Source organism: Methylovirgula sp. 4M-Z18, assembly GCF_037890675.1.
Classification (GTDB): Bacteria; Pseudomonadota; Alphaproteobacteria; order Rhizobiales; family Beijerinckiaceae; genus 4M-Z18.
The window spans coordinates 1,598,185-1,613,842 of record NZ_CP149574.1 but is presented as its reverse complement, the minus strand read 5'-3'; the positions used below and the strand labels follow the sequence as shown (position 1 = coordinate 1,613,842).

General features: G+C 61.1%; 20 protein-coding genes. 7 read left to right on the top strand and 13 right to left on the bottom strand.

Going from position 1 to position 15,658, the window contains the following annotated elements; genetic code table 11:
* The first annotated feature begins 13 nt into the window (after window positions 1-13).
* Window positions 14-796: a hypothetical protein gene (locus tag V9T28_RS07355; RefSeq protein WP_147306356.1), complete on the top strand. Its 783-nt coding sequence runs from the start codon at window positions 14-16 to the stop codon at window positions 794-796.
* Here the strand turns inward: V9T28_RS07355 and V9T28_RS07350 are convergent.
* The 3 genes from V9T28_RS07350 to pdxH form a co-directional block, all read right to left on the bottom strand.
* Window positions 793-1,176: a TIGR02301 family protein gene (locus V9T28_RS07350; RefSeq protein ID WP_245423797.1), complete on the bottom strand. Its 384-nt coding sequence runs from the start codon at window positions 1,174-1,176 to the stop codon at window positions 793-795. The two genes, V9T28_RS07355 and V9T28_RS07350, sit on opposite strands and share 4 nt — an antisense overlap.
* 92 nt (window positions 1,177-1,268) lie before the next feature.
* Entirely contained in the window at window positions 1,269-1,709 is a 441-nt protein-coding gene (locus tag V9T28_RS07345; protein WP_245423795.1) for an NUDIX hydrolase, read from the bottom strand.
* A complete protein-coding gene (pdxH, locus tag V9T28_RS07340) occupies window positions 1,706-2,320 on the bottom strand; it encodes a pyridoxamine 5'-phosphate oxidase (protein WP_116398366.1) in 615 nt (204 codons plus the stop codon). Before pdxH ends, V9T28_RS07345 begins: the two co-directional genes overlap by 4 nt.
* Before the next feature lie 75 nt (window positions 2,321-2,395).
* Between pdxH and V9T28_RS07335 the strand changes: the two genes are divergently transcribed.
* On the top strand, window positions 2,396-2,869 hold the full coding sequence (locus V9T28_RS07335; RefSeq protein WP_245423793.1) for an RT0821/Lpp0805 family surface protein: 474 nt from the start codon (window positions 2,396-2,398) through the stop codon (window positions 2,867-2,869).
* Window positions 2,870-2,919: 50 nt separating this feature from the next.
* Window positions 2,920-3,171: an exodeoxyribonuclease VII small subunit gene (locus tag V9T28_RS07330; RefSeq protein ID WP_116398364.1), complete on the top strand. Its 252-nt coding sequence runs from the start codon at window positions 2,920-2,922 to the stop codon at window positions 3,169-3,171.
* A 115-nt stretch (window positions 3,172-3,286) separates the two neighbouring features.
* On the opposite strand, the gene V9T28_RS07325 is transcribed toward V9T28_RS07330, so the two are convergent.
* Window positions 3,287-3,907, bottom strand: coding sequence for a CGNR zinc finger domain-containing protein (locus tag V9T28_RS07325; protein ID WP_116398363.1), 621 nt, complete (start codon window positions 3,905-3,907; stop codon window positions 3,287-3,289).
* A 169-nt stretch (window positions 3,908-4,076) separates the two neighbouring features.
* Here V9T28_RS07325 and V9T28_RS07320 point away from each other — a divergent pair, with 169 nt between their 5' ends.
* Both V9T28_RS07320 and V9T28_RS07315 read left to right on the top strand, forming a co-directional pair.
* Complete coding sequence (locus tag V9T28_RS07320; protein ID WP_116398362.1) at window positions 4,077-4,772, top strand: alpha/beta fold hydrolase; 696 nt, start codon at window positions 4,077-4,079, stop codon at window positions 4,770-4,772.
* A gap of 151 nt (window positions 4,773-4,923) precedes the next feature.
* On the top strand, window positions 4,924-5,769 hold the full coding sequence (locus V9T28_RS07315; RefSeq protein WP_116398361.1) for an alpha/beta fold hydrolase: 846 nt from the start codon (window positions 4,924-4,926) through the stop codon (window positions 5,767-5,769).
* Window positions 5,770-5,806: 37 nt separating this feature from the next.
* On the opposite strand, the gene V9T28_RS07310 is transcribed toward V9T28_RS07315, so the two are convergent.
* Window positions 5,807-7,213, bottom strand: a complete 1,407-nt coding sequence (locus V9T28_RS07310) for an FAD-binding oxidoreductase (protein ID WP_116398360.1) — start codon at window positions 7,211-7,213, stop codon at window positions 5,807-5,809.
* A 277-nt stretch (window positions 7,214-7,490) separates the two neighbouring features.
* On the opposite strand from V9T28_RS07310, the gene V9T28_RS07305 reads away from it, so the two are divergent.
* On the top strand, window positions 7,491-8,135 hold the full coding sequence (locus tag V9T28_RS07305) for a 2OG-Fe(II) oxygenase family protein (protein ID WP_158554654.1): 645 nt from the start codon (window positions 7,491-7,493) through the stop codon (window positions 8,133-8,135).
* A gap of 232 nt (window positions 8,136-8,367) precedes the next feature.
* Here V9T28_RS07305 and V9T28_RS07300 read toward each other — a convergent pair whose 3' ends face one another.
* The 4 genes from V9T28_RS07300 to gcvA form a co-directional block, all read right to left on the bottom strand.
* Entirely contained in the window at window positions 8,368-9,630 is a 1,263-nt protein-coding gene (locus V9T28_RS07300; protein WP_116399741.1) for a class I SAM-dependent RNA methyltransferase, read from the bottom strand.
* Between the two features lie 5 nt (window positions 9,631-9,635).
* Window positions 9,636-10,370, bottom strand: a complete 735-nt coding sequence (locus tag V9T28_RS07295) for a TlyA family RNA methyltransferase (protein ID WP_116398358.1) — start codon at window positions 10,368-10,370, stop codon at window positions 9,636-9,638.
* Window positions 10,371-10,485: 115 nt separating this feature from the next.
* On the bottom strand, window positions 10,486-11,211 hold the full coding sequence (locus V9T28_RS07290; protein WP_116398357.1) for an SOS response-associated peptidase: 726 nt from the start codon (window positions 11,209-11,211) through the stop codon (window positions 10,486-10,488).
* Window positions 11,212-12,147 (bottom strand): transcriptional regulator GcvA, encoded by a 936-nt coding sequence (gene gcvA / locus V9T28_RS07285; protein ID WP_116398356.1) that lies wholly within the window; start codon window positions 12,145-12,147, stop codon window positions 11,212-11,214.
* A gap of 154 nt (window positions 12,148-12,301) precedes the next feature.
* On the opposite strand from gcvA, the gene V9T28_RS07280 reads away from it, so the two are divergent.
* A complete protein-coding gene (locus tag V9T28_RS07280; RefSeq protein WP_158554653.1) occupies window positions 12,302-12,469 on the top strand; it encodes a hypothetical protein in 168 nt (55 codons plus the stop codon).
* Between the two features lie 6 nt (window positions 12,470-12,475).
* On the opposite strand, the gene V9T28_RS07275 is transcribed toward V9T28_RS07280, so the two are convergent.
* The 4 genes from V9T28_RS07275 to V9T28_RS07260 all read right to left on the bottom strand — a co-directional run bounded on the left by V9T28_RS07275 (window position 12,476) and on the right by V9T28_RS07260 (window position 15,581).
* Window positions 12,476-13,384: a sulfite oxidase heme-binding subunit YedZ gene (locus V9T28_RS07275; RefSeq protein WP_116398355.1), complete on the bottom strand. Its 909-nt coding sequence runs from the start codon at window positions 13,382-13,384 to the stop codon at window positions 12,476-12,478.
* An 82-nt stretch (window positions 13,385-13,466) separates the two neighbouring features.
* A complete protein-coding gene (locus V9T28_RS07270) occupies window positions 13,467-13,775 on the bottom strand; it encodes a hypothetical protein (RefSeq protein WP_116398354.1) in 309 nt (102 codons plus the stop codon).
* On the bottom strand, window positions 13,772-14,344 hold the full coding sequence (locus tag V9T28_RS07265) for a helix-turn-helix domain-containing protein (protein WP_116398353.1): 573 nt from the start codon (window positions 14,342-14,344) through the stop codon (window positions 13,772-13,774). Before V9T28_RS07265 ends, V9T28_RS07270 begins: the two co-directional genes overlap by 4 nt.
* 199 nt (window positions 14,345-14,543) lie before the next feature.
* Complete coding sequence (locus tag V9T28_RS07260; RefSeq protein WP_116398352.1) at window positions 14,544-15,581, bottom strand: NAD(P)/FAD-dependent oxidoreductase; 1,038 nt, start codon at window positions 15,579-15,581, stop codon at window positions 14,544-14,546.
* Window positions 15,582-15,658 lie beyond the last annotated feature (77 nt).

The following is a 15,658-nucleotide window of genomic DNA, read 5'->3' as shown; positions in this document are numbered from 1 at the left end:
CGCCGATAGTTCCATGAGCAACGGGTTTCCTGACAACCGGTTCGGCGGCGGCTTCGGTGAGTTCCGCGTGAGCACCATCTTCTCGCTGACGGCCAAAACGACCCTTGCCCTGTTCGTTCCCTTCATTTTGACCGCCGTTGTCGCCCATGCGCCCCTCGACATTTTGGCGGGGATTTCACCTTCCATGGCAAAGTCGGGGGTGTGGCTGGAGGTATTCGTTTCGACCATCGTCGGCTGCATCGTGACTTTCGGCGCGGTGCAGGCCTTGCGCGGCAAACTCTTCGTCTGGCGCGATGCGCTGCAGCGGACGGGCAGCAGGTTCGCAAGCGTCCTGGGCGTTTCCGTCGCGATCGGCATCCTGGTCTTTCTTTGCGCCATTCCGGCCATCATCGCGGCCTTTAGCCGCGACAGCACAGGGCTAGTGGTCATCCTGGGTTTGGCGGCGGCAGCAGCAGCCTGCTACGTGATCATCCGCTTCCAAGTCTCCGTGCCCGTCGCCGTCATGGAAAAGAAAGGTATCTTTTCGAGCCTTTCGCGCGCTTCGGCCCTTTCCGAGGGCTATCGCTGGCAGATTTTTCTCGCCTTTTTCGGCGTGCTCATTCCCGTCGTCCTGGCCTTCGTCGCGCTGGCGGAGCTTGTCTACAGAGTCGCGCCCGAGCTGATTTTCTGGGTCAATCTTTTCGGATCGGACATCATCGGCGTCATCGGCAACGTGCTCGCGGCCGTCGTTTACGATCAATTGCGCGGCGCCAAGGAAGGCATCGATGTCGATTCACCCGGATCGACCTTCGATTAACCGCTGAACTTGCTCGTCAATTCCTGCACCAGTTTCTCGCCTTCGTCCAGATAGCGGGCCATCAAGAGCTGCGCGGCCGGGGTGCAGGAATGATAGATGATCTCAAGATCGCGATAGCCGCGATTGTAGGCGCCAGCCAGGCGCTGTTTGCGAAGGTCGCTGCGCGCTTCCTTGGCAATGAGATCGCTCATGCGATTCCGCCAATCGGTGCCGTCCTTACGGCCGCACAAATCGCCCAAATAGCTCAGCGAGCCCATGAGTTCGGACAGCCGGAGCAATTGCGGCTCATAGGGCGGCGGCGCTTCCTCTTGCGGTGGCGGTGGGGGTGGCGGCGGTTTGGGTGCGGATTTCGATTGCGGGAAGGCAGAGGCGGACGCCAATACCAAAGCAACGGCAAGGCCGAATGATGCCGCGCGCCTCCAGCCCAAACGGGGCGGTATTGGGCTCAGCGTCGTGTGCCTCCTCGCCGCCGTCATAGGCTCTCCCTAGCGATCCTGGCCGCCGTCCGGACGACGTCCGGCAACCCTTTGGTCATCGGCAGGCCGCGCAGAGCATTGGGGTCGGCCCAGAGAATTTCGCTGGCTTCCGGGCCGGGGGTGCCCTCGCCCGTCTGCCATGCGGCGACGTAGGACGCGACGACGAAGTGCCCTTGCACCTTGCCCTCGGGATCGCGATGGATCGCCTCGACATGGGTGTTGAAGCCGAGGATCCTGGCGCTCACGCCGGTCTCTTCCGCAAGTTCCCGCAAGGCCGCAGCTTCCATATTCTCGCCAAGCTCGACACCGCCGCCCGGGAGCGAAAAGAGGCCGTCGCCCGGCGCCTTGACCCGCCGCGCCAGCAGCACTTTTCCGTCCCTGAACACCGCGACGCTGACGGCGAGAAACGGGCGGGTGGGATAGACACGATCGCTCACGGATAAAGCCGGCTTTTCTGCCATGGCGCGTCGATCGTCTCGCGGCGGAAAGCCGCCCGATCATGGAGGCGGAAGGCACCGTTCTTCCAGAATTCAAGGTAGAGCGGCTTCACGCGGTACCCAATCCAGTATTCCGGCCGCGGCACGGCGCCAATTGCATATTTGGCGGCATATTTCGCCACCGCCTTTTCCAGAGCGAAACGGCTCTCGAGCGGCCGCGATTGCTGGCTGGCCCAGGCACCGATCCGTGAATCGCGCGGGCGACTCTCAAAGTAAGCGTCAGATTCGGATGTGGTTACTTTTTCCACAATGCCGCGCACCCGCACCTGGCGGCGCAAGCTCTTCCAATGGAACAGCAATGCGGCCTGCATGTTCTCGGCCAATTCATGGCCTTTGGCACTTTCGGAATTTGTATAAAAAACAAACCCTTGCGAATCATGCGCCTTCAACAGCACCATGCGCACGTCGGGCAGGCCATCAATGCCGGCTGTCGCCAAAGCCATCGCTTCCGGATCGTTCGGTTCGCTGAGTCTGGCCTCGGCAAACCAGGATTCGAACAGATCAAAGGGGTTCTGCACCTCGGTAAAGTCACCGCTCTTTAACTCGTTCAAGGTCTAATCCTTACCGTTGTGTAACGTCGCCCGCGCGCTGAAGGACACGCGGGTGAAGTATATAGGATTGCTCCATTGACCGCACAGGTATTTTCTCCTGCGATACGCGCCGTCGCGGCGCGCCGAGCGGCCAAATTACTGGCCGGGCTCGGCTTTTGCGCTTGTTTAGTCAGCTGTTCTGTTTCGATTCCGGTTGCCGGGTTTTCTTCCGAGGACAAAGACGACGTAACGGGCTCCATTCAAAAACCGGCCTCACCGTTGAGCCATGTCCTGAACGAGGAGGACTGGCGCCGCGCCTATGCGGCGATGAGCGTAGCCCTCGACCCGCAAGGGAACGGCGCCGCGGTGCATTGGGACAACCCGGAAAGCAAGGTGAAGGGCTCGTTCACGCCGGTCGCCCTCGCCTACCCGCGCGACGACAAGATCTGCCGCGCCTTCATCGCCGACGTCACAACGCCGGAAACAGAGCAGCAATTGCAAGGACTTGGCTGCCGAGACAAGGCGGGGAACTGGGACGTCTCCGGCGTCAGGCCGTGGAAAAAGGCCTGAGCCGGAAAATAGTGATATAAGGGGCGCCGAATCTTAAAATCGGAACTCCCATGACCGCAAAGCCCGCCAATGACATCGCCAGCCTGAAATTCGAACAGGCCATGGCGGAACTCGAAAGCATCGTCTCGCGCCTCGAGCGCGGCGATATTCCGCTTGAGGAGTCGATCACCGCCTACGAGCGCGGCGAGGCCCTGAAGAAACATTGCGACCAATTGCTGAAAAGCGCCGAAATGCGAATCGAGAAGATCACGCTCGGCCCGGATGGCAAACCGAAGGGAACGGAGCCGCTCGACGTGGGGTGATTGCATTGTCATGCAGGCGCAGCATGATCACGCAAAGGGCCTTCGATAGATTGCGCGACGGCGACGTCGGAAAAAGGAAAGTCGGGTGGAGCGGAGGCGGCATTTTACGCTGTCATTAACGCCCCTTGAGGCGCTCCCGATGGGCGGTCTGCTTGGCGCGATTCCCGCACAGAGCCATGCTGCACCACCGCCGCCTGTGGCCGCGCGTGTGATCGGCAAATAGAAGCGTGCAGGCGACGCCTTCGCAAGCCTTCACGTTCGAGAAATCCTCGGTGCACACGAAACGAGCCAATGTCTCGCCGATCGGGAGCAGCAGCGCCTCAGGCGAGCGCCACTTGCGCGTGGTTTGAAGCTCGAGCGAAGCCTTTCCGTCTGCGTTCCGCTTTGCAATCCGATTGAAAGCTTCGTCGCGTTCAAGCAGGCGATTCAGGGGTTTCAATTCGTCCAAAACATTTCCCGCGAGCGGTCGCCCCTTGTGCTTTCCGACAAAGCCCCTGAACCATTCGCGCAGGCTTCTTGCCTGGTCCGCCACCCTGTCGAGTTCTCCGGGAAGCGCCTGCGCCCGAATGGCGGTAAGCGCGTCGGAGGGCACGAGCCGCGCCTGCTCCAGCCAATTCACCAGCCCCTCTCCGTCTTCGATCCAGTCGATTGCGGTGTCGACCGGCGTGGCGATCGAATTCAGAAAATCCAGGCCCGGCGCATCGCCGACAAAGATCGCGGGAGGGCGGCTCGTCATCACAACTCCTGTTCTGGTCGCAGCGCCATCCGTATATCGGCGACCCGCAGAACCATCGGCAACAAATAACCTCTCCAAAAGCTATTGACAAGTTACGCTTCGAATGAGTAACCTGATTAAAGACAATAAATGGGTTACACCTTTCAGCCAACTTCATAGGAGAGCGCCGATGTCATCGAGCCGCACGAGTGTCGTCCTCGTTCATGGAGCGTGGGCGGATGGGTCGAGTTGGGCCAAGGTGATAGAGCGCCTTGCCAGAGGCGGCATCACGGTCGTTGCCGCTCCCTTGCCACTCACGTCTTTCGCGGACGATGTCGCCGCGCTCCATCGTACGCTGGAGCGCGTGGCGGGGCCGGTCGTTCTCGTTGGCCATGCCTATGCCGGCGCAGTCATCGCCGCAGTCCGAGACGAAAAGATTAAGGAATTGGTTTATATTGCGGCGCTGGCCCCGGACGAAGGCGAAACGGTCGCCGATGTCTTCTATCGTGGCGAGCCTCACCCGCAAGCTCCCAAGCTGGCACCGGACGAGCATGGACTGATCTATCTGCCACACAAGGCGTTCGGTGCGGCATTCGCGCAGCACGCAAGTGCCGATGAGCTTGCGGTGCTTGCTGCCGTGCAGCGGCCGATATCACCAGCTTGCATCACGGTCGCGATGGAGCGTCCCCTGTGGAAGGATCGCCCAGCTTGGTTCCTGGTGGCGGAGCACGATCGCATGATCGCCGCTGGCAATCAGCACTTCATGGCCAAGCGGATGAAAGCGCGCACGCGCTCGCACCCGGTTGATCACACGCCTCTTGTGACCGCTCCAGCAATTGTCGTCGACATTATACGGGACGCAATCGGCGACGCCGTCACAGGCTGAGCCCCGCCTTCATCCGGGCAACCGCGGCGAGCGATGAGAATGCTCAACGCTTTGCCGCGCCTTGCTCTTCTACGTGCGGCCGACAACCTTCTGCCGCCTCGCGGCCATAACCTGTCTAGTGATCACCAAAAAGTTAAAAAGGAGACGCAACATGACCTCGATCAGCTATCGCACTGCCAACGTGGACGGTTTCAACATTTTTTATCGCGAAGCAGGCGCGCAAAGCGCTCCTAAACTGTTGCTGCTGCATGGATTTCCGAGCGCGGGCCACATGTTTCGCGACCTCATCCCCCTGTTGGCAGACCATTTTCATATCGTTGCCCCGGACCTGCCGGGCTTCGGCAAGTCCGACATGCCTGGGAGCGGCTACACGTTCGACCGGATGGCGGCGACGATCGACCGCTTCACCGAGATTATCGGGTTCGACCGTTACGCCCTCTATGTCTTCGACTATGGCGCACCGACAGGCTTCCGTCTCGCGGTCAAACACCCGGATCGGATCACGGCGATCATTTCCCAGAACGGCAACGCCTACGAGGAAGGCTTGGGCAATGGATGGAACCCAATCCGCGCCTATTGGCGGGATGCCTCAGAGGCCAATCGCCAGGCCCTGAAGGCCTTCCTGAAACCCGAGACTACCATCATGCAATATACCCACGGCGTTGCCGATCCAGCGGCGGTCTCACCCGACGGCTACTCGCTCGACAATTTTTATCTGGCGCGACCTGAAGCCTCCGAGGTGCAGCTTGACCTGATGGGAGATTACAAGAGCAACGTCGCGCTTTATCCCGCTTTTCAGACCTATTTCCGCACCCATCGGCCGCCCTTTCTGGCGACGTGGGGCAAGAACGACCCATTCTTCCTGCCGGCTGGCGCCGAAGCCTTCAAGCGGGATATGCCGGACGCAACCGTGCGCTTCTTCGACACCGGACATTTCGCGCTGGAGACCCACGCTGTCGAGATCGCGGCGGCGATCCGCGATTTCCTGCTCCGATGATGGTCACGCGTCGCGCCCCTCGGGCTGGCGCGGCACGCTACAAGACCTTCCCCGGATTCATAATGCCCTTGGGATCCAGGGCTTTCTTGATCGCGCGCATCACATCGAGCGCCGTCGGATCTTTGACCGCCGGCAGAAGATCGCGTTTCAATTGACCGATGCCGTGCTCGGCCGAAATCGAGCCGTGATAGCGTGCCACGACGCCATGCACGATTGCATTGATCTCATACCAGCGCGCAACGAAGGCTTGTTTGTCGGCGCCGACGGGTTGCGACAGATTGAAATGGATATTGCCGTCGCCCAGATGACCGAATGGCACGAGGCGGCCGCCGGGGACCGCCTTGAGCACCGCGGCTGAGGCCTCGTCGATAAAATCCGGCACGCTCGCGATCGGCACTGACACGTCATGCTTGATAGATCCGCCTTCGAGACGCTGCACTTCCGACATGTCCTCGCGCAGCGCCCAGAATTGCTTTGCCTGGTCCAATGACGCTGCCAAGGCCGCGTCCTCGATGATCCCCTGCTCCAGCGCGGCCTCAAGCACGGCATTCATCGTGTCGGCGACACCGTCGCGCCGCTGGGCGGTGAGTTCCAGCAGCACGTACCATTTGTGCGGCTCAGTCAGTGGGTCGCGCGCGCTCGCCACGTGGCGCAGCACGTATTCGATGCCGATGCGGGGGATAAGTTCGAAAGTGTGGATCGCGTTGCCGGCCTCCTCGTGCGCAAGCTGCAGGAGTTTCAAGGCATGATGGGGATCTGCAAGACCGACGAAGGCTGTCTCGATGGATTGCGGGCGCGGGAACAATTTCAGCACGGCGGCCGTGATGACGCCAAGCGTTCCCTCGGATCCAACGAAGAGATCCTTCAGATCGTAGCCCGTATTGTCCTTCTTGAGCTTGCTGAGCGACGAAAGAACGCGCCCGTCGCTCAGCACCGCTTCGACGCCGAGCACCAATTCGCGCGTGTTGCCATAAGCAATGACCGCCGTGCCGCCCGCATTGGTCGCGAGATTGCCGCCGATCGTGCACGAGCCCTCGGAGGCGAGCGAGAGCGGAAACAGCCGTCCGGCTTTTTCGGCCGCCTGCTGAACCTCGGCAAGGGTCATGCCGGCCTCCACCACCATCGTGTTGGAGGCAAGATCGACTTCGCGCACCTCGCGTAACCGCGCGAGCGAAAGGATCAGTTGCCGCCCCGAAGTGTCCGGGATCTGCCCGCCGACGAGGCCGGTGTTGCCACCCTGCGGCACGACCGCCGTGTCGGTCTCATGGCACAGGGCAACGACAGCCGCGACCTCCGCGGTATTGGCGGGCCGCGCAATCGCCAACGCCTTGCCATGATATAGGCCGCGCCGCTCGACGAGATAAGGCTCCATATCCTGCGCATCGGTCACGATATGCTGGGCGCCGATCAGGCTGGCGAGACGGTCTAAAAAAGCGGCCGGCATGGATGGACACCTCCCGTTGTGTGTTAGCCCTAAGCCTGTGACAAAGAGCGGGCCCTGAATCAAGCGGCGCAACCGAGGCCACAAGGCTCCGGCGAAACAGACAACCGACAATTTACGGCGCCATCTCTACATTTTGCAGCTTCCGGCGTCGGCAGCTTGCGAAAATATACGGAACATCGATGCTTTGTCATACGGCACGAATTTTGTATATTGGTCCATCCGAACCTGCCCGGCCGCCGCGCCGGCGCGCAAGCATGAACCAGACTTAGGAATGGTTATGACATATCTCGAAATGGAAAAGCTCGAAGCAACACCGTTGCAGCATGACCCTTATGATTTCCTCATCCTTGAGAATTTCATCAAGCCCGAGCAATTCAAAGCGGTGAGCGCCGATTTTCCGAAAGTTCCCGGCGCAGGCTCGCATCCGCCGAGCGACCTCACCATCTCCGGCCATTTCAAGGCCCTGATGGACGAGCTCAATGGCCCCGACTTCCGCCATGCGGTGGAGCGCAAGTTCAACATCGACCTGACCGACAAGCCCACCATGTATACGGTGCGCGGCTTCGTGCGCGAAAAGGACGGTGGCATCCATACGGATTCGACGACCAAGATCATCACAGTTCTTCTCTACATGAACGAAGGCTGGGAAGCCGAAGGCGGCCGGTTGCGCCTGCTGCGCTCCGGCGACAGCCTGGAAAATCCGGTGGCCGAAGTGCCGCCGAACGGCGGCACGCTCCTGATGTTCCGCCGCGCCGACAATTCCTGGCACGGTCACAAGCCGCATTCCGGCCCGCGCCGCGCAATTCAGCTCAATTGGGTGACGAGCCAGAAAGTCGTCGACCACGAGCAGAACCGCCACTCGCTCTCGACCAAGATCAAGAAGATCAAAGGCTTCTTCGTGCCGGAAAAAGAGGCGATGTGAAGCAACGACTTTCCTTCTCGCGCACGGCAAACCGGCCAGCGCGGGAGAAGGAGGCGCGCAGTCAAATCGAATGCCGACGATTTGACCGCTCAAAAGGTGAACTTGAATAGGCCCAAGTTCGCCTGCGCCGCGGACGAGGGACGAGTGGCCAGGCAGATTCGAAAATGCTTGCGCGACTGACGATTAGGGAATGGGGGATCTCCCAGTCGCTTGGCCCTCGTCCAGCGCCTTTTTACCCGAGCAATCTCGCTTTCTTCTTCTTCACCGCCGGCCGCCGGAACGTCGCCACGATTTCGACATGCGGCGAATATTTGAACTGATCGACCGGCACAACGCGTTCAAGCTTATATCCGCCGTCGACCAGGATCTTCGCGTCGCGCGCAAACGTCACCGGATTGCACGACACCGCCAGCACCAGCGGCACTAGACCCGCAGCCAAAGCCTTGGCCTGCGCTTCGGCACCCGCGCGCGGCGGATCGAAAACCACTGCGCCATAGGGCTTTAATTCATCGGCAAGAAGCGGCCGCTCGAACAGATTGCGCCGCTCCGTCGTGATGCCGCGCAACCCGACCGTGGCGCGATGGGCGGCGCTCAATGCGTTGAGCGCCGCCGCGTCGAACTCAACAGCATGAACTTCGCATTGCGCGGCAAGGCGCAGCGCGAACGTGCCGACACCGGAAAACAAATCGGCGACCCGCGCAACACCCTTGGTGGCCGCGAGCACCGGCGCGGCAAGACATTCCTCCGCGCTGAGCGTCGCTTGCAGAAATCCGCCTGGCGGAATGGCGACCGTCGCGAGCCCCATCTTGACCACAGGCAAACGGCGCAGCGCGATCATGTCGCCGTGATTGGCAATGCGCGCAAGGTCGTGCGTTTCGGCGAGCGCGACCACCTTCTTCTTCAGGCCGTCCTCGATCTTGCCGGCGCCGCGCAAGTCGACGTCGAGGCCGCTCAAAGTCGCGGTGATATTGATGTCGAGCGGCTTCTCGAGCCCCCGCAATGTATGAGCAATCGCATGCGCCACTTCTAGCGCATGGCCCATCTCCGGTGCGAGGATCGGGCATTCGTCGAGATCGATGATCTCATGCGCCCGCGCCTGCATGAAGCCGACAGCGACGCCGCGCCCGCGATTGCGTGCGTGAAAAGTCGCGCGGCGGCGGCCGACGCCATGGGCATCCTGCAGCGGCTCGACCTCGGCTTCGAGACGCGCGCCGCGCAAGGCGGCGACTACAATGCCGCGCTTCCATTCGGCATAGGGTCCAGGCGCCAGCGCCTGGACCGCGCAGCCGCCGCACACCGTGTAATGCGGGCAGAACGGCGCGATACGGTCTGGGCTCGGCACGACGATTTCGCCGAGCCGTCCGCGCTCGCCATCGACTTCCGCGACAATCGTTTCGCCGCTTAGCGCATAGGGCACATAGACGACGCCGGCGGATCCGCGCGCAATCCCCTCGCCGCGATGGCCGAGCTTTTCGACCGTGAGGCGTTGATGCATCGAGATCATCCGCGTGACGCGCCGATGAGAAATTCGCGATTGCCGTCACCGCCGTCGATCGGCGAAACGATCACGTTCGTGGTCTTCCAGCCCAACCGTTCGATCTCGCGCGCAATGTCGTCGCAGACGATGGCATGCACTTCGCGATCGCGCACGATGCCTTTGCGCACATAGCGCGGACCGGCTTCGAATTGCGGCTTGATGAGCGCCACCATATCGGCCTGCGGCGCGGCGAGTTTCAACACGGGTGCAAGCAGAAGCTTGAGCGAGATGAAGCTGACATCGAACACGATCAGCGACGGCGGCGCCTCGAACATTGTGGCGGCGAGATTGCGTGCGTCGGTCTTTTCAAACGAGACGACGCGCGGATTGGCGGCGATGGTCTCGTGCAATTGCCGGTCACCGACATCGATCGCGTAAACCTTCGCCGCGCCGCGCCGCAACAATACATCGGTAAAACCGCCCGTCGAGGCGCCGATGTCGAGACAGATACGGTCCTGCGGAACATAATGAAACGCGTTCAACGCTTCAGCCAGCTTCACGCCGCCGCGCGACACGTAGGGATAAGGCGCTTCGGCCTGAATATCGGCACTCGGCGCGACCTGCTCAGACGGCTTTGCCGCCGGCTTGCCATTGACGTTGACGAGGCCAGCCAAAATGGCCTCCTGCGCCTTGGCGCGGCTCGCAAACAATCCGCGCGCGACCAGCGCGACATCAAGGCGTTGGGTTTCTTCGGTCATTTCTTTCTTTCGTAGCACTGAAGCCAAAAGCATCATACTTCTTGGACCGCCTGTCTCTACCGGCTTTTGCCCTGCAAAGAAACAGGATTAACCTTGAAGGCTGTCCATTTTAAGATCAAAACAAGGTCCGCTGCGGCTCCGGCGGCTCGTTCCGCACCGGCTCCATGACACCCGCATCGTCATTCGCCACTTTGTTCACGCGGCTGGAAATTTCGGTGAGATCGAGCAGATCGTCTGCCGCCGGATGCGTCAGCTGCATCGCTTGCGACACCGGAACATCGGGGTTGAGCCAGGCTTCATAATCCTCACGCGCCAGGATCACCGGCATCCGGTCGTGGATGGCCGCCGTCGTGCCATTCGCCGCTGTCGTCACCACGCAGCAGGTTTCGATTTCGCTGCCGTCGGCGCCAAGCCAATTTTCCCACAGGGCTCCCAAAGCCAAAGGCTCACGATCCTTGCGTCGAATGAGGAACGGCGTCGCCGCCGCTTTGCCACGCGCGCCGGCGACGCGCCGCCACTCATAAAATCCGTCCGCGATCATCAGGCAGCGGCGGCGCTGAAACGCCGCGCGGAAGCTCGCCTTGTCAGTCACCGTTTCGGCGCGCGCGTTGATCAGAAGCGGAAAATCCTTCGGATCCTTGACCCAGCTCGGCAGAAAACCCCAACGCATCAGCACGAAATGCCGACCGACACGCCCCTCCGCATCACGCTCGCGGCGCACCACCGGCACGGGCTGGGTCGGCGCCACATTGTAGCGCGGCGGAAAATTCGGCGTCTCCGCATAGCCGAAATGCTCCCGCATGAGGCTCGGCGCCGAAACGATGTTAAAACGCCCGCACATTCAGACCTTATCCGTGTGTGTCACCAAGCCCGATTTCGTGGCCTCCGAGATCAGCCATTCCCGGAACGCGACGATTTTGGGCGCAGCGACCTGATCGGACCGGCACAGGAAATAATAACCGAAGGGCGTGCTCACTTCCGTATCGAATGGCGTCACGAGCCGCCCGGCCGCCAATTCATCGGCCGCAATCGCGCGGGTGGAGAGGGTGACGCCCTGCCCTTGCACTGCCGCTTGCAGCGCGAGCGACATCTGATTGAACCAGACGCCGTGCGACGTGTCGACATTGCGCACGCCCGCCGCGGTCAGCCACACGCCCCAATCGGGCCAAGTGGCGAAATTGGGGTTCCATTCGAGATGCAAAAGCGTGTGATGGACGAGATCCTGCGGACCTTGAATCGGGTGCTCACCGGTGAGCAGTGCCGGCGAACAGACCGGAAAGACATGCTCGCTAAACAGCAGCGTCGGGGATGCGCCGGGAAAATCGCCGCGCCCCCAACGAATCGCGGCGTCGACCGTGCCGGTCAGATCTGGCGTCTCGCTGCTGGTATCGAGCAGCACGTCCAAATCGGGGTGAGTCTTTTTGAATTGGCCGATGCGGCCAACCAACCAGCTTGCGGCAAAGGACGGGCTCGAATTGATCACCAGCATGCGCCCGCCAGACGATTCGCGCATAGCTCGGGTGGCGCGATGCAACAGGCCGAAGCCGTCGCGCAGGTCGGATAGGCCAGCCATTCCCGCTTCCGTCAGCCGCAAGCCGCGGCCCGTGCGCTCGACCAGGAGCGCCCCGATCTCGGCCTCGAGGATGCGCACCTGCTGGGCGATGGCCGCCTTGGTAACGTGTAATTCTTCGGCCGCGCGGGAAAAACTCAGCACCCGAGCCACCGTTTCGAAGGCGCGCAGCGAGTTTAAGGAAGGAAGCCGGCCCTGGCTCGTCATCGTATAGTTTTCCTAAACGGTTCAATCATGAAGCATGACTCGACATATCAGCGATTTTCAGTATTTTGCGGCCATCAAATTCGACCAAAGGCGAAGAAACGGACGGCCAAACTGCTCCGCCAGACGCTTTTGTCTAGATTTCGGAGTTTACATCATGACCTTCACCCGTCCCATGGTTAAAGTTGCGTTAAGAATTTCTAAAGGCTACCGCGATTGGGCAGCCAAGGAAATGGATCGCAAATATATCGCTGGCCTGAACCGCCGCATCCTCGATGACGCCGGCGTCACCATTGCCCAGCGCGACGCCCTGCTGCGTCGGTAATCCCGGTTAGAGAGCGCGGCTCCCCTCCTGCGCCGACCGGCTAGACGGCCCTGGACCCTGCGCGCCCCACGCAGCCCGGGGCCGTTTCTTTTGCGCTTCCCCACGGCGGGCGAAGGATACAGCGGCGACAACAAGCCATGCAAAAAATACATACCACGCCGGACGAATTGCAATATCGAAATCAAATTGCGATTCGAACAAACCGATGCCGACCGCCGGCCTCCCAGTGCGGCCGATATACCAAGCGGCTTCGAACAAAGCGGTAAAAGTGGCCGCGCCAACCGCCAGAAGCACCATCTGCCACCATTGCACGGCAAGATCGAAGCGCGCCAAAAGGCGCCAAACCATCAAGCCGAAGAATAGTCCCGTCATGATCACCGCCTGCGTCACATCGATTTTCGATTGCAGCAGGAAATGGATCATCGCCAGCACGCCGACGCCGTAGACGATATTGTGCAGCCGCTGCCAATTCTTCGCGCCCAAGCGGCGAATCATCCCGTCGGTTGAGGTCGCCGCAAGAGCCCATAGGCCGCACAAGGCCGTGAAGCCGATGGTGAGATAAAAGCGCAGCGCGATTTCGCTCGCCACAGTGCCGAGGGCGAAATTCTGGTCCAGAATGTAAAGTGAAAGGTGAATCGAAGCATAGGCGGCCGCGCCGACGCCGATCATCCGCCGCACGCTAATGAGCTTGCCCCAATGGGCGAGCTTGCGCAAAGGTGTAATCGCCAGCGACAGGACGAGAAAACGCACGGTCCAATCGCCGGATTGATGAATGGCCTCGGTGACCGGCTTCGGCATGAGCCAGCCAAGCCACCATTGTGCCGCGATCCAAAGCCCCGGCGCCAGGACGACCAGAAACATGATGAGCTTCAGCCACGACAAACGGCCATTGCGCTCATTCCAGGGATAGATCACGACAAAGCTCCTTCATTCCGGCGGCAGTCTAGCGCAAAGCGCAAAGCCGTGCCGTACAAAGGAACGTGAAGTCTGCGTGATTTTATGGGGGCTGCGAGGGCGCGCGCTTCTTGCGGCGGTTGGCCTTGATCGCGGCAACGCGCTCGGCGTCTTCCGCTTGTAGGTGAATGCCGCGTTCAAGAATTTCGAGCGTATATTCCCGGTAGGTGAGGCCCAGGCGCTCGGCGCGCTCAAGCCGCATCAAGGCGACATCGTGGCTCGGTGGCTTCCACGCGACGCGATAGGCGCGCTGCCAGTGCAGGAAACGGTGCGCATCGCCTTTGCCCCAGGGCGGCCTGTGATCGTCGTCAAGCGGCGGCCCGCCATTGTGAGTCCGGGACGGACGCTTCATGCGCCGCTCCGCAGCACGGCGACGAGATAGATCCCCGGATCGGGACCCGGCGCGTGATAAACGCAGTCCTGGGGCGCGCCCAAAGTCAGGCAATCACCCGGCGCCATGTGATGAATGACCGGGCCTTCGGTAAAATCAAGCGCGCCCGACAGCAGCCAAATCTGGTGGCGGTTGAACGCATAGGCGCGGGCCGGAAAGGCAACGCGCGCGCCGGCCGGCAATTCCACCCTGATCAGTTCCAACGGCATATCGGAGGGCGGCGACAGGTGGCGGCGGACATATCCGGTTTCCGGATCTTGCCACACAGGCTGGTCCTCAGATTTCAAAAGCCCGCCGGCGCCGAGTTCGGCCCGGGCGATCAAGGCCGAAAGCGTCAAATCGAATGAGGCGGCGATGCGCACCAGGAGCGTTGCGGTCGGACTGTTCGCGCCGCGCTCGATCGCACTGACCATCGCCTTCGATACGCCGGATCGCGCCGCCAGTTCCGCTATGGACCAGCCGCGTCGGATGCGTTCGGCCTGAATACGCGCGCCGATTGCGGAAACAACCTTGTCTGATATTTCGCTCATTCGCACAAAATATCAGACAACGGAAAAGACACAAGTCCTCCGCAGCCGCGGCGGCTGATTGGCAGACTCCTTGCCCGCCGCACACGTCGGCGTGATCATCTTCGATGGAAACGCATTTCACGTACGCGCCGACACGGCGGCGCGGGCACTTGCACTGTGAAAAAGCTGCGGTCCCGTAAACGGGCGGCAGCCCGAGCTTTTACACCACGCCGAGCTTCTTCTGCAGGTTCGACGACGAGGTCGTGTATTGGAACAGCAGCTTCTTATCGGGATAGACGTAGCGGTGCACCTTTTGCGCGGCGAGCGCGGCTTCGTGGAAGCCGGACAGGATCAGCTTCAGCTTGCCGGGATAAGTGTTGATATCGCCGACCGCAAAAATGCCGGGCGCGTTGGTCTCGAATTTCTCCGTGTCCACGGGAACGAGATTTTCGTGCAGGTTCAGGCCCCAATCGGCGATCGGCCCGAGCTTCATGGTCAGGCCGAAGAAGGGCAGCATGATATCGCAGGCAATATCGAAGACCGAGCCATCATTGCCCTTCGCCGTGACGGCGGACAGCGTCTTGCCGTCGCCCTTCAGCGCCGCGATCTGGCCGAGCTTCATGTCCATCTTGCCCTCGGCCACCAATTCGCGCATGGCGTTCACGCTGTGCGGCGCGGCGCGGAAGTCATCGCGACGGTGCATGAGCGTGACGCGCTTGGCGATCGGCTGCAGGTTGAGTGTCCAGTCCAGGGCCGAGTCGCCGCCGCCGACGATGAGCACCTCGCGGTCGCGGAAATGCTCCATCTTGCGCACGGCGTAATGGACCGACGTGCCTTCATAGCCTTCGATGCCGGCGACGGGCGGGCGCTTCGGCTGGAACGAGCCACCGCCCGCGGCGATCACCACCGATTTGCACTCGAATACCAAGCCGCCGTCGGTCTTGACGCGGAACAGCGGTGCTTCCGGCGTGCCGAGCGTCTCCAGACCTTCCACCATTTCATTGTAATGGAAGGTCGCGCCGAACGGCTCGATCTGCTTCATCAGATTGTCGACGAGGCCTTGGCCGGTGACGATCGGGAAGCCAGGAATGTCGTAGATCGGCTTTTCGGGATAAAGCTCGGCGCATTGGCCGCCGGGCTTGGGCAGAATGTCGATGAGGTGGGACTTAATATCGAGCAATCCCAATTCGAACACGGCGAACAGGCCCACCGGCCCCGCCCCGACAATGACGACATCGGTCTTGATAATCTCGCTCATACCGAACCTTGCTTCTCTCTCTACCGGATCTTTCCAGGTCGTTTTAATTCAACAGGCAATATTTGGAAAGCATTTTA